19 protein-coding genes are annotated in these 21,453 nt (G+C 67.5%); 11 read left to right on the top strand and 8 right to left on the bottom strand.

Features of this window, described 5'->3' with window-relative positions; translation table 11 throughout:
- Window positions 1-279 precede the first annotated feature (279 nt).
- Window positions 280-1,767: a glucose-6-phosphate dehydrogenase gene (zwf, locus tag EA796_RS20985; protein WP_178082587.1), complete on the bottom strand. Its 1,488-nt coding sequence runs from the start codon at window positions 1,765-1,767 to the stop codon at window positions 280-282.
- Between the two features lie 103 nt (window positions 1,768-1,870).
- Here zwf and hexR point away from each other — a divergent pair, with 103 nt between their 5' ends.
- The 4 genes from hexR to EA796_RS20965 all read left to right on the top strand — a co-directional run bounded on the left by hexR (window position 1,871) and on the right by EA796_RS20965 (window position 5,974).
- Window positions 1,871-2,737 (top strand): transcriptional regulator HexR, encoded by an 867-nt coding sequence (gene hexR, locus EA796_RS20980; protein ID WP_021445989.1) that lies wholly within the window; start codon window positions 1,871-1,873, stop codon window positions 2,735-2,737.
- A gap of 98 nt (window positions 2,738-2,835) precedes the next feature.
- The gene (locus EA796_RS20975) at window positions 2,836-3,042 is read left to right on the top strand and encodes a PA3496 family putative envelope integrity protein (RefSeq protein ID WP_122110019.1); all 207 of its coding nucleotides are present in this window, start codon (window positions 2,836-2,838) and stop codon (window positions 3,040-3,042) included.
- A gap of 222 nt (window positions 3,043-3,264) precedes the next feature.
- Window positions 3,265-3,723: a (2Fe-2S)-binding protein gene (locus EA796_RS20970; RefSeq protein WP_122110018.1), complete on the top strand. Its 459-nt coding sequence runs from the start codon at window positions 3,265-3,267 to the stop codon at window positions 3,721-3,723.
- A 13-nt stretch (window positions 3,724-3,736) separates the two neighbouring features.
- Window positions 3,737-5,974, top strand: a complete 2,238-nt coding sequence (locus EA796_RS20965; protein ID WP_122110017.1) for a xanthine dehydrogenase family protein molybdopterin-binding subunit — start codon at window positions 3,737-3,739, stop codon at window positions 5,972-5,974.
- 154 nt (window positions 5,975-6,128) lie between these two features.
- Here the strand turns inward: EA796_RS20965 and EA796_RS20960 are convergent, their stop codons facing one another.
- Complete coding sequence (locus EA796_RS20960; protein ID WP_122110016.1) at window positions 6,129-7,316, bottom strand: XdhC family protein; 1,188 nt, start codon at window positions 7,314-7,316, stop codon at window positions 6,129-6,131.
- A gap of 83 nt (window positions 7,317-7,399) precedes the next feature.
- Window positions 7,400-8,374: a LysR family transcriptional regulator gene (locus EA796_RS20955; protein WP_122110015.1), complete on the bottom strand. Its 975-nt coding sequence runs from the start codon at window positions 8,372-8,374 to the stop codon at window positions 7,400-7,402.
- 154 nt (window positions 8,375-8,528) lie between these two features.
- Here EA796_RS20955 and EA796_RS20950 point away from each other — a divergent pair, with 154 nt between their 5' ends.
- From EA796_RS20950 to EA796_RS20935, 4 genes are all read left to right on the top strand, one after another.
- Window positions 8,529-9,944 (top strand): acetyl-CoA carboxylase biotin carboxylase subunit, encoded by a 1,416-nt coding sequence (locus EA796_RS20950; RefSeq protein WP_122110014.1) that lies wholly within the window; start codon window positions 8,529-8,531, stop codon window positions 9,942-9,944.
- A 16-nt stretch (window positions 9,945-9,960) separates the two neighbouring features.
- Window positions 9,961-11,775, top strand: a complete 1,815-nt coding sequence (gene oadA / locus EA796_RS20945) for a sodium-extruding oxaloacetate decarboxylase subunit alpha (protein ID WP_122110013.1) — start codon at window positions 9,961-9,963, stop codon at window positions 11,773-11,775.
- 264 nt (window positions 11,776-12,039) lie between these two features.
- Window positions 12,040-12,981 carry a sodium-dependent bicarbonate transport family permease gene (locus tag EA796_RS20940; protein WP_021443748.1) on the top strand — a complete coding sequence of 314 codons (942 nt, stop codon included), beginning with the start codon at window positions 12,040-12,042 and terminating at the stop codon, window positions 12,979-12,981.
- Between the two features lies 1 nt (window position 12,982).
- Window positions 12,983-13,285 (top strand): P-II family nitrogen regulator, encoded by a 303-nt coding sequence (locus EA796_RS20935; RefSeq protein ID WP_021443749.1) that lies wholly within the window; start codon window positions 12,983-12,985, stop codon window positions 13,283-13,285.
- A gap of 83 nt (window positions 13,286-13,368) precedes the next feature.
- Here EA796_RS20935 and EA796_RS20930 read toward each other — a convergent pair whose 3' ends face one another.
- The 3 genes from EA796_RS20930 to EA796_RS20920 all read right to left on the bottom strand — a co-directional run bounded on the left by EA796_RS20930 (window position 13,369) and on the right by EA796_RS20920 (window position 16,668).
- Window positions 13,369-14,097 carry a carbonic anhydrase gene (locus EA796_RS20930; protein ID WP_122110012.1) on the bottom strand — a complete coding sequence of 243 codons (729 nt, stop codon included), beginning with the start codon at window positions 14,095-14,097 and terminating at the stop codon, window positions 13,369-13,371.
- A gap of 278 nt (window positions 14,098-14,375) precedes the next feature.
- Window positions 14,376-15,434 (bottom strand): PA0069 family radical SAM protein, encoded by a 1,059-nt coding sequence (locus EA796_RS20925; protein WP_021443751.1) that lies wholly within the window; start codon window positions 15,432-15,434, stop codon window positions 14,376-14,378.
- A 244-nt stretch (window positions 15,435-15,678) separates the two neighbouring features.
- Complete coding sequence (locus EA796_RS20920; protein ID WP_122110011.1) at window positions 15,679-16,668, bottom strand: bile acid:sodium symporter family protein; 990 nt, start codon at window positions 16,666-16,668, stop codon at window positions 15,679-15,681.
- 81 nt (window positions 16,669-16,749) lie between these two features.
- On the opposite strand from EA796_RS20920, the gene EA796_RS20915 reads away from it, so the two are divergent.
- Complete coding sequence (locus EA796_RS20915) at window positions 16,750-17,541, top strand: helix-turn-helix transcriptional regulator (RefSeq protein ID WP_122110010.1); 792 nt, start codon at window positions 16,750-16,752, stop codon at window positions 17,539-17,541.
- A gap of 220 nt (window positions 17,542-17,761) precedes the next feature.
- On the opposite strand, the gene EA796_RS20910 is transcribed toward EA796_RS20915, so the two are convergent.
- Both EA796_RS20910 and prlC read right to left on the bottom strand, forming a co-directional pair.
- Window positions 17,762-18,031: a YheV family putative zinc ribbon protein gene (locus EA796_RS20910; protein ID WP_021443280.1), complete on the bottom strand. Its 270-nt coding sequence runs from the start codon at window positions 18,029-18,031 to the stop codon at window positions 17,762-17,764.
- Complete coding sequence (prlC, locus tag EA796_RS20905) at window positions 18,028-20,073, bottom strand: oligopeptidase A (protein WP_122110009.1); 2,046 nt, start codon at window positions 20,071-20,073, stop codon at window positions 18,028-18,030. Before prlC ends, EA796_RS20910 begins: the two co-directional genes overlap by 4 nt.
- A gap of 135 nt (window positions 20,074-20,208) precedes the next feature.
- On the opposite strand from prlC, the gene EA796_RS20900 reads away from it, so the two are divergent.
- Entirely contained in the window at window positions 20,209-20,751 is a 543-nt protein-coding gene (locus EA796_RS20900) for a gamma carbonic anhydrase family protein (protein WP_122110008.1), read from the top strand.
- The gene (locus EA796_RS20895; RefSeq protein WP_021443283.1) at window positions 20,751-21,398 is read left to right on the top strand and encodes an HAD family hydrolase; all 648 of its coding nucleotides are present in this window, start codon (window positions 20,751-20,753) and stop codon (window positions 21,396-21,398) included. Before EA796_RS20900 ends, EA796_RS20895 begins: the two co-directional genes overlap by 1 nt.
- The last annotated feature ends 55 nt before the right edge of the window (window positions 21,399-21,453 follow it).

The raw sequence follows: 21,453 nt of genomic DNA, 5'->3' as shown, positions 1-21,453 counted from the left end.
GCTCTCCTTGCCTGGGTCATGGATCGTGATCGATCCGGGAGCCAGGCTTATAGCGAGCCGCGTGCCAGGTAATTTAATTTCAATAAAATCAATTAGTTGATATGACCAAACTAAGGATTTCGGTCATCATGAGCGCTGTGTCACGTCTGGTTGCGCAACAAGTTGCGCAGTGCTGTGCAGCTTGTTGCGCAGCCTGCTGCAGGGCCCGTGGTCGCTGGGCTGGGCCCGGCCCGGCGGAGGGTTATCCACAGCCGTCTGCGCAAGAAGCTGCCAGGTTGCTCACTCGGCCCAGTGCCGGCCATGGCGCTCCAGCAGGTGCTGCAGCTGTTCCGGGCCGTCGCTGCCGGCCGGGTAGGGGCGCGGGCTCTGGTAGTGCTGATGCCAGCCCTGCAGGATGGGGTCGACCCACTGCCAGGCGGCCTCCACCTCGTCGCGGCGCATGAATAGCGTCGAGTCGCCTTCGATCACGTCCAGCAGCAGGCGCTCGTAGGCGTCCCAGCGGCGCTGCTGGCTGAAGGCGTCGGCCAGGTTGAGGTCCAGTTCCACGGGTTTGAGGTGCATGCCCTTGCCGGGGTTCTTGGCCATCAGCTGCAGGCTGATGCGCTCCTCGGGCTGCAGGCGGATCAGCAGCTGGTTGGCCTGGCCCTCGTGGAACAGGCGATGCGGCACCGGCTTGAACTGGATGAGGATTTCCGAGGTTTTCTTCGCCAGGCGCTTGCCGGTGCGCAGGTAGAAGGGCACGCCGGCCCAGCGCCAGTTGTCGATTTCCACCTGCACGGCGACGAAGGTTTCGGTGTCGCTGTCGTTGTCGACGTTCTTCTCGAAGTAGTAGGCCGGCACGTCGTGCCCGCCGATCTTGCCGGCGGTGTACTGGCCGCGCACGGTCTTGTCCTGCACGTCGAGGCCGCTGATCGGCTTGAGCGCCTCGAGAATCTTCACCTTCTCGTTGCGCACCGCCTCGGCGTCGAAGCGCACCGGCGCCTCCATGGCCACCAGGCAGAGCAGCTGCAGCAGGTGGTTCTGGATCATGTCGCGCATGGCGCCGGCATGGTCGTAGTAGGCGCCGCGGTTTTCCACGCCGAGGGTTTCGCACACGCTGATCTGCACGTGGTCGATATGCCCGGCGCGCCACACCGGCTCGAACAGGGCGTTGGCGAAGCGCAGCGCCATCAGGTTCTGCACGGTTTCCTTGCCCAGGTAGTGATCGATGCGAAACACCCGCGCCTCGTCGAACACCGCGCCGATGGCGGCGTTGATCGCCCGTGCCGAGTCCAGCGAATGGCCGATGGGTTTTTCCAGCACGATGCGCGCCTTGGGGCCGGCCAGGCCGGCGTTGGCCAGGTGCGCGGCGATGTCCTCGAACAGGTCCGGCGCGGTGGCCAGGTAGTAGACCCGCACGCGCTCGTCGTCGCGCCCCAGGCGTTTGCTCAGGCGGCCGAAGTCGGCGCTCTGCGCGGCGTCCATGGCGAAGTAGTCGAGGCGCGCGGCGAAGCTGGCCCAGGTGCCGGCATCGAAGTCGGCGCGTGCCACCTGAGCCCGGCAGCGGCGCTCGGCCAGGGCCTGGTAGGCCTCGCGGCTGTGGCTGCTGCGGGCCAGGGCGAGGATGCGCATGCCGGCGTGCAGACGCCCTTCGCGGTGCAGGTGATAGAGCGCGGGCAGCAGCTTGTGCAGGGCCAGATCGCCGGTGCCGCCGAATACCAGCATGTCGCAGGGGATGCTCAAGAGAGGACTCCGACTCGGTTTAACCTGTGCGCGGGTGCGAGCCATGTAGTATAACTACAAGGTCACTACAACCGCCGGCCACCGATCATAACCGAGCCATGGCCGGTCGAGCGCCGCGCTTGACCCTTTTCTTCATAGAGCCGAATCCGTGAATCTGTTGCAACACATCGCCCAGTCGCGCCACCTGCTGCGCAAGTCCGAGCTCAAGGTGGCCGACCACGTCCTGCTCGATCCCGCTTCGGTGATGCACAGCTCCATGGCCGAGCTGGCCCATAGCGTCGGCATCAGCGAGCCGACCATCGTGCGTTTCTGCCGCGCCATCGGCTGCAGCGGCTTCCAGGACCTAAAGCTGAAGCTGGCGCAAAGCCTGGCCGCCGGCGCCAGCTTCGGCCAGTTCGCCATCCACGAGGACGACTCGGTCGCCGACTTCAGCCTGAAGATCTTCGACACCACCCTGCACACCCTGATGGAGGTGCGCGAGAAGCTCGACCCCGAGGCGCTGCAGCGCGCCATCGCCGCCTGCGCCCAGGCGCAGCGCGTGGAGTTTTACGGTTTCGGCGCGTCCGGCGCGGTGGCCGCCGATGCCCAGCACAAGTTCTTCCGCCTGCTGCTGACCGCCGCCGCCTACTCCGACCCGCATATGCAGGCGATGAGCGCGGTGACCCTCAAGCCATCCGACGTGGCCATCTGCATCTCCCAGTCGGGGCGTTCCAAGGATCTGTTGATCACCGCCAACCTGGTGCGCGAGTCCGGCGCCACGCTGATTACCCTGTGTCCGAGCCAGACCCCGCTGGCCGACCTGGCCACGGTCAACCTGGCCATCGACGTGCAGGAAGACACCGAGATCTACACCCCGCTGACCTCGCGCATCGCCCACCTGGTGGTGATCGACGTGCTGGCCATGGGCGTGGCCATGGCGCGCGGGCCGAGCCTGGTCAACCACCTCAAGAGCGTCAAGCGCAGCTTGCGCAGCCTGCGCCTGTCGCCGAAGTCGCTGCGCAACGTCGAGGACTGAGCGCAGCCGGTTTCACCGGCTGTTCATGTGGGCGCCGTCAAAGCGTCATCTGCCCGGAGGATGCTGAGGGCTCCAGTCCTCGTTCCGGGAGAACCGAGATGTCTCGAATCTTCGATGACGCGCCACTGCAGGCCAAGCCTGACGCCAAGACCCGCCGCAAACTCCAGGACCAGCGCCGCATGGCCTATCGCCGGGCCATCGAGGCCTACGCCGAGCAGTGCCAGCTGCAGCGCGAACTGGCCGACTACCCCGACCTGATCCCCGCCGGCTACCTGCTGGCCGGCGCCCAGCGCAACGCCGCCTGAACCCTGGCTGCGCCCGGCGCTCGCCGGGCCGGCCCGCCAGGGTTGCCCGATCCTGCGGACTTATTGCCCGGTTCTGCCGATCTGCGCGCGGGCCGACGACAGCGCCCGCGCGCCCCTCTAGAGTGATGCTCTGCCCCGCTGCGCATGACGCACGCGGGCCAGCGTGACCTGTCGGCCCTGGCTGCCGGCTATCCAAGACCGGCCTGAAAAAGGTGGCAAACCATGATTACCCTGAACCTCAATGGCCAAGACCATGAGCTCGACGTGGCCGACGACATGCCGCTGCTGTGGGCCTTGCGCGACGTCGCCAATCTCACCGGCACCAAATACGGCTGCGGCATGGCGCTGTGCGGCGCCTGCACGGTGAACGTCGACGGCCAGCCGACCCGCTCCTGCGTGACCCCGGTGTCGGCGGTGGCCGGCAAGCGCATCCGCACCATCGAGGCGGTCGGCGAAGACGCCGTGGGCAAGGTGGTGCAGGACGCCTGGCGCCGGCTCGACGTGGTGCAGTGCGGCTACTGCCAGTCCGGCCAGATCCTGGCCGCCACGGCGCTGCTCAGCGGCAACAAGGCGCCGAGCGACGCCGATATCGACGCGGCCATGAGCGGCAATATCTGCCGCTGCGCCACCTATGTGCGGATTCGCGCCGCCATTCACGACGCCGCCAAGCAACTGGCCTGAGGAGAGACGCAGTATGGGCAAGATCGAAACCCCCGATAGCGCCGCCCGCGGCATCCTCAATCTCAGCCGGCGCAGCCTGCTCAAGGGCGCCGGCGGCCTGGCCCTGGGCATCTTCTTCGCGCCGCTGCTGCGCGGCATGGAGGCGCTGGCGGCAGGTAGCCCGCTGGAGCCGAACGCCTTCGTGCGCATCGACCTCGATGGCACGGTGACCGTGCTGGCCAAACACCTGGAGATGGGCCAGGGCAGCTACACCGGCTTGGCCACGCTGCTGGCCGAGGAGCTGGACGCCGACTGGAACCAGGTGCGCGTCGAGGGCGCGCCGGCCGACGCCAAGCGCTACAACAACCTCGCCTTCGGGGCGATGCAGGGCACCGGCGGCAGCACCGCCATGGCCAACTCCTGGGAGCAGATGCGCACCGCCGGCGCCGTCGCCAAGGCCATGCTGGTGGCCGCCGCGGCGCAGCGCTGGGGCGTGCCGGCCGGCGAGATCGGCGTCAGCCAGGGCGTAGTCAGCCACGCCGGCTCCGGGCGCAGCGCCGGTTTCGGCGAGCTGGTCGAGGCTGCCGCGCAGCTGCCGGTGCCCGCGCAGGTGCAGCTCAAGGATGCCAAGGACTTCAAGCTGATCGGCAAGCGCGAGCTGCGGCGCAAGGACAGCCTGGACAAGACCGACGGCAGCGCGATCTTCACTCAGGACTTCAAGCTGCCCGGCATGCTGGTGGCCATGGTCGCCTACCCGCCGCGTTTCGGCGGCGTGCCGCGGACCGTGGACAGCAGCAAGGCCAAGGCCGTGCGCGACGTGGTCGCGGTGGTGGAGTTTCGCGACCTGCCGCACGGCCGCGCGGGCGTGGCGGTGTTGGCGAAGAATACCTGGGCCGCGCGCCAGGGCCGCGACGCCCTGCTGATCGACTGGGACGAGAGCCAGGCCTTCACCCTCGGCAGCGCGGAAATCTTTGCCCAGTATCGCGAAGCCGCCGGCCAGCCGGGGCTGCCGGCCACGCGCAAGGGCGATGCCGACGCCGCGCTGACCGCGGCGGCGAAAACCCTCGAGGCCGAGTACGAGTTCCCCTACCTGGCGCATGCGGCGATGGAACCGATGAACTGCCTGGTGAAGCTGTCTGCCGAGCGCTGCGAGATCTGGAACGGCGAGCAGTTCCAGACCGTCGACCAGGCCATCATCGGCGGTTACCTGGGCCTGGCGCCGGAGCAGGTGTCGCTGACCCAGCTGTATGCCGGCGGCAGCTTCGGCCGCCGCGCCAGTTCGGTGTCGGACTATCTGCTGGAGGCGGTGGCCATCGCCAAGGCGGCGCGCGCCCAGGGCGTCGAGGCGCCGGTGAAGATGGTCTGGACCCGCGAGGACGACACCCGCGCTGGCTACTACCGGCCGCTGTACCTGCACCGCGTGCGCATCGGCCTGGATCAGGCCGGCAAGCTGCAGGCCTGGCACAACCGCATCGTCGGTCAGTCGATCATTGCCGGCACCTCGATGGAGTCGTTCCTGGTCAAGGAGGGGATCGACCACACTTCGGTGGAAGGGCTGTCCAATCTGGCCTACAGCGTGCCCAACCTGCAGGTGGAGCTGAGCACGCCGAGCAATATCAAGGTGCCGGTGCTGTGGTGGCGCTCGGTGGGCCATACCCACACCGGTTACGTCGCCGAAACCATGATCGACGAGGCCGCCGTGGCCGCCGGCCAGGACCCCTACGCCTTCCGTCATGCGCTGCTGGACAGCCAGCCGCGGCATCGTGGCGTGCTGGAACTGGCCGCCAAACAGGCCGGCTGGGACCAGCCGCTGGCTGCTGGTGCCGAGGGTGAGAAGCGCGGGCGCGGTATCGCCGTGCACGAGTCGTTCGGCTCCTTCGTCGCCCAGGTCGTCGAGGTGACGGTCAAGGCCGACGGCAGCTACAAGCTCGATCGCGTGGTCTGCGCGGTGGATTGCGGCATCGCCATCAACCCGGACGTGATCCGCGCGCAGATGGAGGGCGGCATCGGCTTCGGCCTGGCGGCGGCGTTGCATGGCGCGATCACCCTGAAGGAGGGACGCGTGGAGCAGTCGAACTTCCACGACTTCCAGGTGCTGCGGATGAACGAGATGCCCAGGGTCGAGGTGCATATCCTGCCGTCGGCGGAGAACCCGACCGGCGTCGGCGAGCCGGGCGTGCCGCCGCTGGCGCCGGCGCTGGCCAACGCGCTGTTCGCCGCCACCGGCGTGCGCCTGCGCCAGCTGCCGTTGCCGGCGCAGATCAAGGCCTGACGTCCGATACTGGAAACACGAACGCCCGGGGGAATCCCGGGCGTTTGCGTTTATGGGGCTGGTTTTCCCGGATTGCATCCGGGCTACGGTGTGGTGGGAGGCAAGAGCGTGTCGGGTGGGCGACGCGAAGCTTGTCCACCTGTTTGATGGCGGCTCAGGATGCGTTCAGCCTGGTCGCCGTTTCGAGCTCGCTGGCGTCCTGCGGGGTCGGTGCGTGGATCGCCGCCTGGCGATGCTTGAGCATGCCGCCATCGCGCTGGTTCAGCGCTGCGGTCATTTCGGCGAGGATCGCCGTGGCCACGCTTTCCGGGGTGTCGCCGCCGATATCCAGGCCGATGGGGTAGTGCAGACGCTCCAGCGCCGGCAGGCGCCTGGTGTGCTGGCGAATTTCTTCCAGCAGGCGTTCGGTGCGCTCGCGCGGCCCTAGCTGACCGATATAGACCGGCGCGCCCTGCAACACAGCGCCCAGCCAGTGGCGGTCCTGGCTGTAGCTGTGGCTCATCACCGCCACCAGCGCGCCGTCGGTCAGATGGTGCAGGGCGTAGGGCGAGCCGGTGTCGACCTGCAGCACCGCATCGGCCTCGGCAAAGCGCTCGGCGCGGGCGAAATGGGCGCGGCCGTCGATCACCGTGACGTGCCAGTCCAGCAGCTTGGCCATATGCACCAGCGGCTGCGCATCGTGGCCGGCGCCGAAGATCACCAGACGCCGTTGCGGCGCCAGGTATTCGCAGAACACCTCGATCTCGCCGCGCGCATCGCGGTAGCTGTGCAGCGAGGAGCGGCCTCGAGCCAGGGTCTCGGCCAGATCGGCGCGCACTCGGGCGTCCAGCGCCGGATCGAGCAGGCGCGCGCTGTCGGCGTGAGCCGGATGCAGCAACAGGCGCTCGCCAACCCTGACGCGGGCGTTGCGGTAGCTGGCGATCACCGTGGCCACGGCGCCGGCCTGGCCGCTTTCGCGCACCCGGCGCAGCAGGCCGAGCAGCGCCAAGGGTCTTTCGCCGCTGTGGCGCTCGAGCAGCACGTGCACGGTGCCGTTGCAGCCGAGGCCGAAGGTCAACGCGGCGTCCTGGTCGTCGTCATCGTCCTGGGTGGCGGTGCTGTAGCGGCGGATCACCGGCTCGCCGCCGTCGGTCAGCCACCAGGCCTTCTTCGCCACCTCGGACTCCAGGCAGCCGCCGCTGATGGTACCGACCGTGCCGCCGTAGAGCGGAATCAGCATGCGTGCACCGGGGCGGCGGTAGGCCGAGCCCTCGACCTTGACCACCGTGGCGAGCACGGCCTGGCCGCCGTCGCGCTCGACGGCGGCGATGGCGCCGAGCAGGGCGCTGGTTCCCGACAGCATTGGCTTCTCTCCCAGGCAGGTTCGGCGGGGCGCAGGGGCGCGCCGCCCAGGCTGCCAATGTCGCGCAGGCCAGTTACGAAGGGTTAGGCCGATCCTGCTGGATCATTGCCCGATCCTGCCGCTCCGAGCTGAAAGCGCTCGGCCAGCTGGCCGATGGCGGCGCGCTCGCTGCGGATAAAGTCGAGAAAGGCCTGGGCCACCGGCGACAGGCGCCGGCCGCGGTTGTTCACCGCGCACCAGCTGCGGTACAGCGGCAGTTCGGCCACCGCCAGCTCGCGCAGCAGGCCGTGGCGCAATTCCAGATGCACCGCGTGGCGCGGCAGCAGGGCCAGGCCGAGGCCGGCGATCACCGCCTCGCGCTGGGCGTCCAGCGAGCCGATCTCCAGGGTCTGGGGAAAGTGCGCGCGCTTCTGGTGGCAGTATTCCTCGCAGGCGCGGCGGGTGCCCGAGCCGCTTTCGCGGATCAGCAGCGGATAGGCGGTGAGGTCCTGCAGCTGGAGGTCGTCTCGTGCGCAGAGCGGATGATCCGGCGGCGCTACTGCGATGATGGGGTTGTTGAGAAACGGCAGAAAATCCAGCGCCATGTCCTGCGGCACCTGGCTCATGATCAGCAGGTCGTCGCGGCTCAGGCTCAGGCGGCGTACCGCCAGGGCATGGTTGACCACCGTGAGGTTCAGGCTGACTTCGGGGTACTGGCGGCGAAAAGCGGCGAACAGGTGGGGAATGAAGTACTTGGCGCTGGATTCCACGCACAGGTTGAGCTGCCCCTGCAGCGAGCCCTGCAGGTCCGACAGCTGCATGTCCAGGCTCTCCAGGCGGCCGAAGATGTCGCTGCCGGCGCGCTTGAGCGCCTCGGCCGCCTCGGTCAGGTAGAGCTTCTTGCCGACGTATTCGAACAGCGGCTGGCCGACCAGCTCCTCCAACTGGCGAATCTGCAGGCTCACCGCCGGCTGGGTCAGCGCCATCTCGTCGGCGGCGCGGCTGTACGAGCCGTGGTCGCACACGGCACGGAACACCTGGAGTTGGCGCAGGGTCATGCGCAGCAGGGTTTTACGCACGCTTTGCTCCTCGCTGGATCAATGCATAAGTAATTACTTATGTCTGATCAAATAATTATTGATTTTGGTTAATTCGTACAGCCAGCTAGGGTAACTGGGCGTTCGCCGTATTGGCCGCCGCGACCCTGACAGCTCTGCGCTGAGGATTCCAACCGTGATCAAGAAAATCCTGATCGCCAACCGTGGTGAGATTGCCGTCCGCATCGTGCGCGCCTGCGCCGAAATGGGCATTCGCTCGGTGGCCATCTATTCCGAGGCCGACCGCCACGCGCTGCACGTCAAGCGCGCGGACGAGGCGCACAGCGTCGGCGACGACCCGCTGGCCGGCTACCTGAACCCGCGCAAGCTGGTCAACCTGGCGGTGGAGACCGGCTGCGACGCCCTCCATCCGGGCTACGGTTTCCTCTCCGAGAACGCCGAGCTGGCGGAGATATGCGCCGAGCGCGGGATCAAGTTCATCGGCCCCTCGGCCGAGGTGATTCGCCGCATGGGCGACAAGACCGAGGCGCGGCGCAGCATGATCAAGGCCGGCGTGCCGGTCACCCCGGGCACCGAAGGCAACGTCGCCGACCTCGCCGAAGCGCTGCGCGAAGCCGAGCGCATCGGCTACCCGGTGATGCTCAAGGCCACCTCCGGCGGCGGCGGCCGCGGCATTCGCCGCTGCAACTCGCGCGAGGAGCTGGAGCAGGCCTACCCGCGGGTGATCTCCGAGGCCACCAAGGCCTTCGGCAGCGCGGAAGTCTTCCTGGAAAAGTGCATCGTCAATCCCAAGCATATCGAGGCGCAGATCCTCGCCGACAGCCTCGGCAACACCGTGCACCTGTACGAGCGCGACTGCTCGATCCAGCGCCGTAACCAGAAGCTGATCGAGATCGCCCCCAGCCCGCAGCTGACCCCCGAGCAGCGCGCCTATATCGGCGACCTGGCGGTGCGCGCGGCGCAGGCGGTGGGCTACGAGAACGCCGGCACCGTGGAGTTCCTGCTCGCCGAGGGCGAGGTGTACTTCATGGAGATGAACACCCGGGTGCAGGTGGAGCACACCATCACCGAGGAAATCACCGGCATCGACATCGTTCGCGAGCAGATTCGCATCGCCAGCGGCTTGCCGCTCTCGGTCAAGCAGGACGACATCATCCACCGCGGCTTTGCCCTGCAGTTTCGCATCAACGCCGAGGACCCGAAGAACAACTTCCTGCCCAGCTTCGGCAAGATCACCCGCTACTACGCCCCCGGCGGCCCCGGCGTGCGCACCGACACGGCGATCTACACCGGCTACACCATTCCGCCTTACTACGACTCGATGTGCCTGAAGCTGGTCGTCTGGGCGCTGACCTGGGAAGAGGCGATGGACCGCGGCCTGCGTGCGCTGGACGACATGCGCGTGCAGGGCGTGCGCACCACCGCGCCCTATTACCAGGAAATCCTGCGCAACCCGGAGTTCCGCAGCGCCGAGTTCAACACCAGCTTCGTCGAGAGCCATCCGGAGCTGACCCAGTATTCGATCAAGCGCAACCCGTCGCACCTGGCCATCGCCATCGCCACCGCCATCGCGGCCCACGCCGGCCTGTAGGGGAAGGATTCAGATCATGAGCAATACCAAGAAAATTACCGTCACCGACACCATCCTGCGCGACGCTCACCAGTCGATCATCGCCACGCGCATGCGCACCGAAGACATGCTGCCGATCTGCGGCAAGCTCGACCAGGTCGGCTACTGGTCGCTGGAAGTCTGGGGCGGCGCCACCTTCGACGCCTGCGTGCGCTTCCTCAAGGAAGACCCCTGGGAGCGCCTGCGCCAGCTCAAGGCGGCGCTGCCCAACACCCGCCTACAGATGCTCCTGCGCGGGCAGAACCTGCTCGGCTACCGCCACTACAGCGACGACGTGGTGCGCGCCTTCGTCGCCAAGGCCGCGGTCAACGGCATCGACGTGTTCCGCATCTTCGACGCGATGAACGACGTGCGTAACCTGCGCGTGGCCATCGAGGCAGTGAAGGCCGCCGGCAAGCACGCCCAGGGCACCATCGCCTACACCACCAGCCCGGTACACACCGTGGCCGCCTTCGTCGAACAGGCCAAGGCCATGCAGGCCATGGGCATCGACTCCATCGCCATCAAGGACATGGCCGGCCTGCTCACCCCCTACGCCACCGGCGAGCTGGTCAAGGCGCTCAAGGCCGAGGTCGATCTGCCGGTGTTCGTGCACAGCCACGACACCGCCGGCATGGGCTCGATGTGCCAGCTCAAGGCCATCGAGGCCGGCGCCGACCATATCGACACCGCCATCTCCAGCTTCGCCTGGGGCACCAGCCACCCGGGCACCGAGTCGATGGTCGCCGCGCTGCGCGGCAGCGAGTTCGACACCGGCCTGGACCTGGAGCTGATCCAGGAGATCGGTATGTACTTCCATGCCGTGCGCAAGAAGTACCACCAGTTCGAGAGCGAATTCACCGCCGTCGATACCCGCGTGCAGGTCAACCAGGTGCCGGGCGGCATGATGTCCAACCTGGCCAACCAGCTCAAGGAACAGGGCGCGCTCAATCGCATCAACGAAGTGTTCGCCGAGATTCCGCGGGTGCGCGCCGACCTCGGCTACCCGCCGCTGGTCACCCCGACCTCGCAGATCGTCGGTACCCAGGCGGTGTTCAACGTGCTCGCCGGCGAGCGCTACAAGACCATCACCAACGAGGTGAAGCTGTACCTGCAGGGCCGATACGGCAAGGCGCCGGGCAAGGTCGACGAGGCCCTGCGTAAGCAGGCCATCGGCAGCGAAGAAGTCATCGACGTGCGCCCGGCCGACCTGCTCAAGCCGGAGATGGCCAAGCTGCGCGAAGAGATCGGCACTCTGGCCAAGAGCGAAGAAGACGTACTGACCTTCGCCATGTTCCCCGACATCGGCCGCAAGTTCCTCGAGGAGCGTGCCGCCGGCACCCTCAAGCCCGAGGCCCTGCTGCCGCTGCCGCAGGCCGGCGGCGCGGCGCCGGTGGGCGGCGAGGGCGTGCCCACCGAGTTCGTGGTGGACGTGCACGGCGAGAGCTACCGCGTCGACATCACCGGCGTCGGCGTCAAGGGCGACGGCAAGCGTCACTTCTACCTGTCCATCGACGGCATGCCGGAAGAGGTGGTGTTCGAGCCGCTCAACGACTTCGTCGCCGGCACCGGCGGCAAGCGCAAGCAGGCCAGCGCGCCGGGCGACGTGTCCACCACCATGCCGGGCAACATCGTCGACGTGCTGGTCAAGGTCGGCGACGCGGTCAAGGCCGGCCAGGCGGTGCTGATCACCGAAGCGATGAAGATGGAGACCGAGGTGCAGGCGCCGATCGCCGGCACGGTCAAGGCGGTGCACGTGGCCAAGGGCGACCGGGTCAACCCGGGCGAGGTGCTGGTGGAAATTGAAGGTTAACCTCATGGAGCCCGGCCTGTTGAATGGGCAAGTTTGATGGGATCGCCCGGGCTCCTTTTTTATTTCGGCGCGACGGCGCGCGCGTGTTGTCCCGGGGGCCGCAAGGCTCCCTTTTTTTGATCGCGCGCGTGCCGGCGCGCCTACGCTTTCCGGTCATGTCCCGGTGCGTCGCCCGGTGGCGAGGCAAAGCAGGGCGATCAGCACCGCCCTGTGCCGGGGCATGGCCTTTTCCTTCGTTTCACTCGATCTAGGAGGTGAGCTCAAGTGGCTCTGGACCCGGTGGTGCTGTTCTTCGTCTTCGGCCTGGTCGCCGGTCTGCTCAAGAGCGAGCTGAAGCTGCCGGCGGCGCTGTACGAGACGCTGTCGATCATCCTCCTGCTGGCCATCGGCCTGCACGGCGGTGTGGAGCTGGCCGAGCAGGCGAGCCTGCAGCTGCTCGGCCAGTCGGCGCTGGTGCTGGCGCTCGGCGTGCTGTTGCCGCTGCTCGCCTTCGTCCTGCTGCGCGGCCTGCGCTTCGACCGCATCAACGCCGCCGCGGTGGCTGCGCACTACGGCTCGGTCAGCGCCGGTACCTTCGCCGTGGTGGTGGCCTATCTGCTGGCCAAGGGCGTCGCGTTCGAGAGCTACATGCCGCTGTTCGTGGCCATCCTGGAGATTCCCGCGATCCTGGTCGGTATCGTCCTGGCCAAGGGCATCTCGCGTGAGACCCACTGGGGCGAGCTGGGCCGTGAGATCTTCCTCGGCAAGAGCATCATGCTGCTGCTCGGCGGCCTGGTGATCGGCGCCATCGCCGGCAAGGAGGCGATCAAGCCGCTGGAGCCGCTGTACACCAGCATGTTTAAGCCGGTGCTGGCGTTCTTCCTGCTGGAGATGGGCCTGATTGCCTCCGGCCAGCTCGGTGCGCTCAAGCAGTTCGGCCTGCGCCTGGCCGCCTTCGCCCTGCTGATGCCGCTGCTCGGCGCGCTGATCGGCGCCCTGCTGGCGCGCTTCATGGGCTTGAGCCTGGGCGGCACGGCGATGCTCGCCACCCTGGCCGCCTCGGCCTCCTATATCGCGGTGCCGGCGGCCATGCGCCTGGCGCTGCCGGAGGCCAACCCGTCGCTGTCGCTGACCGCTTCGCTGGGGATAACCTTCCCTTTCAATATCCTGCTCGGCATCCCGCTGTACCTGGCGCTGGCCGAGCTATTGATCGCCTGGGGATTCTGAGATGAACGCACATAGCCGTACCCTGCTCACCGTGATCTGCGAGGCGGCGCTGGAGAAGAAGCTGCTGGCCGACCTGGAGGCGCTCGGCGCCCCCGGCTGGACCCTCTCCGACGCCCGCGGCCGCGGGCACCGCGGCGTGCGCAGCGCCGATTGGGACACCGAGGGCAATATCCGCCTGGAAATCATCTGCGGCCGCGAGCTGGCCGAGCGCATCGCCGAACACCTGCAGGCGCGCTACTACGACCATTTCGCCATGGTCTGCTACCTGGCGCAGGTGGAGGTGCTGCGCGGGGAGAAGTTCTGACGGGGGCCCGGTAGGGTGCGCTATGCGCACCCGGCGGCCCCTCGGTGCGGTCACTTGCCGCAGAGGGGTGAGGCGCGCAGCGCTCAGTCCTGCGGGTAGCGCGCGCGCGGGGTGGCCATCGGCACCTTGTCGCCATCGAGGGGCAGGAAGCCGCCCAGCTCGGCGTCGTAGGCCCGGATCTGGCTGGTTTCGATGTCGTACACCCAGCCGTGGATGAACAGTTGGCCGCGCGCCAGCTTGGCCGCCACCGAGGGGTGGGTGCGCAGGTGGTCGAGCTGGGCCACCACGTTTTCCTCGGTGAGCACGGCGAGGGTTTCCTGGTCGTTGCCGCAGCTGCAGTTCTCCGCCACCACCGTGCGCGCCACTTCGGCATGGCGCAGCCAGGCCTTGACCGTGGGCATGGTTTCCAGCGACGCCGGATTGAGCACCGCCTTCATCGCGCCGCAGTCGGAATGGCCGCAGATGACGATGTGCTGAACGCCCAGGGCCATCACCGCGTACTCGATGGCGGTGGATACGCCGCCCATCATCTGGCCGTAGGGCGGCACCACGTTGCCGACGTTGCGGTTGACGAACAGGTCGCCCGGCGAGCTCTGGGTGATCAGTTCCGGCACCACCCGCGAGTCGGCGCAGGTGATGAACATGGCGCGCGGGTTCTGCGCGGTGGCGAGCTTCTTGAACAGCTCTTCCTGCTGCGGGAATACCTCGTTGCGAAAGCGTTTGAAGCCGTCGACGATGCTTTGCAGCGCCTGCTCGGCGGTTTCGTTGCCCTCGTGGGTCTGAAGTGGAATGACCTGGTGTTTGTAAGGCATGCCCTGAACCTCTATGAACCTGAAAAGACGCTGCTAAGAACCTGCATACGATCTGCTGCGCGTCGGCCCTACTGCGTTAAAAACAGACTCGGACTGCTCATTTACAGCTCGTAAACTCCGCGTCCTCGTCTGTTTTTGCCTTGTATGGCTCTAGCTCGCGAGATCGTAAACACGTTCTAAACCGACAGCCGCAGCCGCTGGCGAGTCACACGCCAAGTGTCGCCTCAGGGCCGGTGCGGCGACAACCCGCAGGCCCGTGCAGACTGTGGCCGGGTGCGTCAGAGCAGGGCCAGCTGTCCACCCGGCGGGGCGAAGCGGCTGCAGTCCAGTTGCAGGGCCTGGCGCCGCTGCAGGCCGAGGCGGCGGATGGCCAGGGCGAAGCGCTGCGCCAGCAGTTCGGCGAAGGCGCCCTCGCCGCGAAAGCGCGCGCCGAACCGGCTGTCGTACAGCTCGCCGCCGCGGCTCTGGCGGATCAGGCTGAGCACGTGTTCGGCGCGCTGCGGGTGATGCGCCCGCAACCACTCCTCGAACAGCGGCGCCACCTCGCGCGGCAGGCGCAGCAGCATGTAGTTGGCGCTCTGCGCACCGGCCTGCTGCGCCGCTTCGAGCAGGCGCTCAAGTTCCATGTCGTTGATCATCGGAATCATCGGCGAACACAGCACGCCGACCGGGATATCCTGCTGGCGCAGCACGCGGATCGCCCGCAGGCGCGCCGAAGGCGCCGCCGCGCGCGGTTCGAGGATGCGCTTGAGCTCGTCGTCCAGGGTGGTGAGGCTGATATACACCGCCACCAGGCGCTGCTTGGCCAGCTCGGCGAGCAGGTCCAGATCGCGCAGGATCAGCGCACCCTTGGTGACGATGGTCACCGGGTGGCGGTAGTCGAGGAGGATTTCCAGGCACTGGCGGGTCAGCCGCTGCTCGCGCTCGATCGGCTGGTAGGGGTCGGTGTTGGCGCCCAGGTTGATCGGCGCGCACTGGTAGCCGGGCTTGCTCAGCTGCTGCTGGAGCAGGGCGGCGGCGTTGGTCTTGGCGATCAGCCGGGTCTCGAAGTCCAGCCCCGGCGACAGGTCCCAGTAGGCGTGGCTGGGCCGCGCGTAGCAGTAGATGCAGCCGTGCTCGCAGCCGCGGTAAGGGTTGATCGAGCGGTCGAAGGGCAGGTCCGGCGACTGGTTGCGGCTGATGATGGTCTTGGCGGTTTCCGCGCGCACCTCGGTGGCGCGGCTCGGCGGCACTTCCTCGAACCAGCCGTCGTCGCTGGCGATCACCCGGGTCGGGGCGAAGCGGTTATGCGGATTGCTGGCGGTGCCACGGCCACGTGGCGGCAGGCTGACGGACATGCTCGGACTCCTCGGTATACTGTATAAAAATACAGTTATTTTGAGTCCGAGCAAGTGCCGGTCATCAGCTGTAGGTCGGGTTGAGGAGCCCGCGACGAAGCCCAACGAGCGAGGGTGGGCACGACGCCGAGGCCAGGTCACCAGGTACCGTCGTTGGGCTTCGCTGCGCTCAGCGCCAAGCTACCTCGTAGCCTGGATGCAATCCGGGGCATGTGCCGCCATCGAACCGTGGATCGCATCTGGGCTATGCTGGGGCGGCCTCCTGCGCCATCTCCGGGCGCTTGGCATAACGTTGCGCCAGCACCGCGCAGACCATCAGCTGGATCTGGTGGAACAGCATCAGCGGCAGGATCAGCAGGCCGATGCTGCTACCGGCGAACAGCACCTGGGCCATGGGCACGCCGGTGGCCAGGCTCTTCTTCGAGCCGCAGAAGAGGATGGTGATGCGGTCTTCCAGGCTGAAGCCCAGCCACTTGCCGAGCAGGTGGGTGAGCAGCAGCGCCAGCGCCAGCAGCACGCAGCAGGCCAGCACCAGGGCCAGCAGGGTGAGCAGCGGCACCTGCTGCCACAGGCCGCCGATCACCGCGGCGCTGAAGGCGGTGTAGACCACTAGCAGGATCGAGCTCTGGTCGACGTATTTGAGCCAGCCCTTGTTGCGGGTCACCCAGGCGCCGATCCAGCGTTGGGCGATCTGCCCGAGGATGAACGGCAGCAGCAGCTGCAGGCTGATCTTGCCGATGGCGTCCAGGGTCGAGCCGTTGGCGCCTTCCACGCCCATCAGCAGCGCCACCAGCAGCGGGGTGAGGAAGATGCCGAGCAGGCTGGAGGCCGCCGCGCTGCAGATCGCCGCGGCGATATTGCCGCGCGCCAGCGAGGTGAAGGCGATGGCCGACTGCACCGTGGCCGGCAGGGCGCAGAGGTAGAGCATGCCCAGGTACAGCTCGGTGCCGATCAGCGGCGCCAGCAGCGGCTTGAGCGCCAGGCCGAGCAGGGGAAACAGCACGAAGGTGCAAGCGAATACCAATAGATGCAGGCGCCAGTGGCCGGCGCCGGCGAGGATGGCCTGGCGCGACAGCTTGGCGCCGTGGAGGAAGAACAGCAGGGCGATGGCCAGGTTGGTGATCCACGCGAAGGCCACGGCCACCTGGCCGCTGGCGGGCAGGACGGTGGCGATCAGCACCACGGCGAGCAGGGTCTGGGTGAAGGCATCGGGCAGGAAGCGGCGCAGGAGCATGGCGACTCTCGGGCTTGCGGTACGGGAGGCAGCCACACTATCGTGCTGGAAAATTTCCGGCTAACGCCAAAGAGCCAGCAAGTGTCGCCAAACAGACATTCGTCCACCCTGCACCGTAGCCTGCCCGAGCTGCCGAGTCTGCCGCGGCCGCTCTATGGCCGGGTCGAATCGCTGAGCAACCGCGCGCTGACCTTCCGCCACAGCCACCCCTGGGTGCAGCTGTCCTACGCCATCGCCGGGGTGCTCGAGGTGCAGACCGCCGGCGCCCGCTTCGTCGCCCCGCCGCAACGCGCGGTGTGGGTGCCGGCGGGCGTCGAGCACCGGGTGTTCAGCTCGCCGCACACCGAGATGCGCAGCCTCTATATCGACGGCAGCGCGGTGCCCTGGGGGCCGGACGCGTGCCGGGTGCTGGCGGTCAGTCCGCTGCTGCGCGAGCTGATTCGCGGCTTCAGTGCGCTGCCGGTGGAATACGACGAACAGGGCGCGGCAGGCCGGCTGGCCGCGGTGCTGCTGGATCAGTTGCGCGCCGCGCCGGAGGTGGCGCTGATGCTGCCGCTGCCGCAGGACGCGCGGCTACGCGAGGTGTGCCTGGGGCTGGAGGATGCGCGCCTGCGCCAGCTCGGCCTGGGCGAATGGGGCGAGCGCCTGGGGGTGTCGGAGAAGACCCTGAGCCGGCTGTTCCTGCGCGAGACCGGGCTGAGCTTTCGCGCCTGGCGCCAGCGTCAGCGCCTGCTCGATGCGCTGACCCCGTTGGAGCAGGGCGAGCGCGTCACGGACGTGGCGCTGGCCTGTGGTTACGACTCGCTATCGGCCTTTATCGCCGCCTTTCGCCGCCAGTTCGGCGCGACGCCGGGGGAGTTTTTCCGCGAGTAAGGTCGAGGTGAGTGCAACTCGCCTGCAGCAATCGCCCCGATTCGTAGGGTGGGTTAGCCGCTTGTCACGGAGGTTAAAAAACCGCTGCGCCTGCTGCGGCGTAACCCACCATCGGTGCAACACGGCCTATCGCCTGGTGGGTTACGCGGCGCGCTGCCTTTATCGGCGCTTGCAAGATCAGCGTTCTGTGCCGCTAACCCAGCCTACGGATCTTCCCGAGCTAAGTCGGCTCGCTCGGCTTTTTCAGCTTGGGATTGGGGAAGAACTGCACCGCCTGCACCTTGGGGTCGGCGGCCTTGGGCTTCAGGCCGCTGACGTTGACCCGGGTGGGGATCTCCTTGGGCACCGAGTTGCCGCGGGCGTCGAGGGTGTCGGCGTAGCCGCAGGCCACGCACTCGCGGTGCGGCACGCCGTCCTCGTCCCACATCTGGATCTTGTCCTGCTCGCTGCAGGCCGGGCACACGGCGCCGGCGATAAAACGCTTCTTCACGCGGCCTCCTGGCTGAGGCCGAGGTGGCGCAGCAGGGCGTCGATCTTGGGCTCGCGGCCGCGGAAGTCGACGAACAGCACCATCGGCTCCTGCGAGCCGCCACGGGCGAGGATCGCCTCGCGGAAGGCGCGGCCGGTGTCGGCGTTGAACACCCCTTCTTCCTCGAACTTGGAGAAGGCATCGGCGCTGAGCACCTCGGCCCACTTGTAGCTGTAGTAACCGGCCGCGTAGCCGCCGGCGAAGATGTGCGCGAAGCCGTTGGCGAAGCGGTTGTAGGCCGGCGGACGCAACACCGAGACTTCGTCGCGGATGGCTTCGAGCACCTCCAGCACGCTGCGGCCGTCGCCGTGGGTGGCGTGCAGCTCGAAGTCGAACAGGGAGAACTCCAGCTGGCGCACCATCATCAAGCCGGACTGGAAGTTCTTCGCCGCCAGCATCTTGTCCAGCATGGCCTGCGGCAGCGCCTCGCCGGTTTCATGGTGACCGGAGATCAGCGCCAGGCCCTCGGGCTCCCAGCACCAGTTCTCCATAAACTGGCTAGGTAATTCGACGGCATCCCACGCGACTCCATTGATCCCCGAGGCGCCGGCATGCTCGACGCGGGTCAGCAGGTGGTGCAGGCCATGGCCGAACTCGTGGAACAGGGTGGTGACCTCGTCGTGGGTCAGCAGCGCCGGCTTGCCGCCGACCGGCGGGGTGAAGTTGCACACCAGGTTGGCCACCGGGCTGATCAGGCTGCCGTCGGCGGCGCGGCGCTTGTCGCGCGCGCCGTCCATCCAGGCGCCGCCGCGCTTGTTGGCGCGGGCATAGAGGTCGAAGAAGAAGCGGCCGACGTGTTGGCCGTTCTCCTGGATTTCGAACAGGCGCACGTCCGGGTGCCAGCTGTCGAAGTCTTTCAGCTCGCGAATCTCGATGCCGTAGAGCTTCTGCACGATGGCGAACAGGCCGGTGAGCACCTTGTCCACCGGGAACCAGGCGCGCACCTGTTCCTGGGAGATGCTGTAGCGCTGCTGGCGCAGTTTCTCGCTGTAGTAGCCGACGTCCCAGCTTTGCAGGTCATTCAGGCCCTGCTCGGCGGCGAAGGCCTTGAGCTCGGCCAGGTCCTGCGCGGCGAAGGGTTTGCTGCGCACGGCCAGGTCGCGCAGGAAGCTCAGCACCTGCTCGGTGGATTCGGCCATCTTGCTGGCCAGGCTCAGCTCGCTGTAGTGGGCGAAGCCGAGCAGGCGCGCCAGCTCCTGGCGCAGGTCGAGGATCTCGGCCATCAGCGGGCCGTTGTCGTGCTGGCCGGCGTTCGGCCCCTGGTCGGAGGCGCGGGTGCAGTAGGCGGCGTAGATTTCCTCACGCAGGGCGCGGTCGTCGGCGTAGGTGATCACCGCGAAGTAGCTGGGGAACTCCAGGGTGATCAGCCAGCCGTCCAGGCCCTTGGCCGCGGCGGCCTGCTGCATCTGCGCCTTGGCCGAATCGGTGAGGCCGGCAAGCACCGCCTCGTCGGTGACGTGCTTGGTCCAGGCCTGGGTGGCGTCGAGCAGCTGGTTGGAGAATTTGCTGGTCAGCTCGGACAGGCGCATCTGGATTTCGCCGTAGCGCTTCTGCTGCTCGGCCGGCAGGTCGATGCCGGACAGACGGAAATCGCGCAGCGCATGCTCGAGGATGGTCTTCTGCGCCACGTCGAAGCCGGCGGCCTCGGGGCTGCCCGCCAGCGCGTCGTAGGCCTGGAACAGCGGCTTGTTCTGGCCCAGCTCGGTCCAGTACTCGGACAGCTTGGGCAGGCAGGCCTCGTAGGCGGCGCGCAGCTCCGGGCTGTTGCACACCGCGTTGAGGTGGCTGACCGGGCCCCAGGCGCGGCCCAGGCGCGCGCCCAGCTCGTCCAGCGCCAGCACCAGGCCGTCCCAGCTCGGCTCGGCCTGCTGCTGGAGCAGTTCGGCGATGGCCGCGCGGCTGTCGGCCAGGATCTGGTCGATGGCCGGCTCGACGTGCTCGGGTTTGATCTGCGAGTAGGGCGGCAGGTCGAAGTCTTGCAGCAGGGGGTTGTTCGCGGTCACGACGAGGCACCTGTGGCGAATGGATTCCAAGGTTGCGACCCCGGGACGCGATAAACAATCCAGGGTCGATAACAACCGACATGGGGGCCATCTTAATTACAATCAAGCTTTCCCGCAGCCCAGGAGATTTCTATCGTGGCGATTCGCAGCTACCAACAGTTCACCCCGCAGCTCGGCGAGCGGGTGTTCGTCGACGCCAGCGCCGTGGTGCTGGGCGATGTGGAAATCGGCAGCGACAGCTCGGTGTGGCCGATGGTGGTGGTGCGCGGCGACATGCACAGCATCCGCATCGGTGCGCGCACCAGCGTGCAGGACGGCAGCGTGCTGCACATCACCCACGCCGGGCCGTTCAACCCGGCCGGCTATCCGCTGATCATCGGCGACGAGGTGACGGTCGGGCATAACGTCACCCTGCACGGCTGCACCCTGGGCAACCGCATCCTGGTCGGCATGGGCAGCATCGTCATGGACGGCGCGGTGGTCGAGGACGAGGTGGTGATCGGCGCCGGCAGCCTGGTGCCGCCGGGCAAGCGCCTGGCGAGCGGCTACCTCTACGTCGGCAGCCCGGTAAAACAGGCCCGGGCGCTGACCGAGCAGGAACGCAGCTACTTCGCCTACAGCGCGGCCAACTACGTGCGTCTGAAGGACCTGCATCTGGTCGAGGGGTATGACGGCTGATGCATTACCAGACCATCCTCTTCGACCTCGACGGCACCCTCACCGACCCGCGCGAGGGCATCACCCGTTCGGTGCAGTATGCCCTGGCCAAGCTGGGCATCGACGAGCCGGACCTGGCGGCGCTGGAACACTTCATCGGCCCGCCGCTGCTGCAGTGCTTCATGGCCAGCTACGCGCTGGACGAGGCCACGGCCTGGCAGGCGGTCAATCACTACCGCGAGCGTTTCAAGGTCACCGGGCTGTACGAGAACCGCCTGTTCGACGGCGTGCCGGCGCTGCTCGGCGAGCTGGCGGGGCAGGGCCGCAACCTGTATATCGCCACCAGCAAGCCGACGGTGTTCGCCGAGGAGATCGCCCGCCACTTCGGTTTCGCCGGGCACTTCAAGCGCATCTACGGCAGCGAGCTGGACGGCACGCGCACCGACAAGGTGGCGCTGCTGGCGCATCTGCTGGAATGCGAGGGGCTGGCGCCGCAGACGGCGCTGATGATCGGCGACCGCAAGCACGACCTGATCGGCGCGCGGCGCAACGGTCTGGATGCGGCGGCGGTGGGCTACGGCTTCGGCAGTCGCGAGGAGCTGCTCGGCGAGGCGCCGACCTATCACTTCGCGACGCTGGAGGAGCTGCACCGGGCATTCATCTGCTGAGGGGCTGTAGCAGCGGGCGCTGTTCGCGAATGCTGCCCAGGCGAGAGCTTCGCGA

Origin of the sequence: Pseudomonas sp. AOB-7 (assembly GCF_003696305.1) — a bacterium.
Taxonomy (GTDB): domain Bacteria; phylum Pseudomonadota; class Gammaproteobacteria; order Pseudomonadales; family Pseudomonadaceae; genus Aquipseudomonas.
This window is presented reverse-complemented; position numbering and strand designations above follow the sequence as displayed.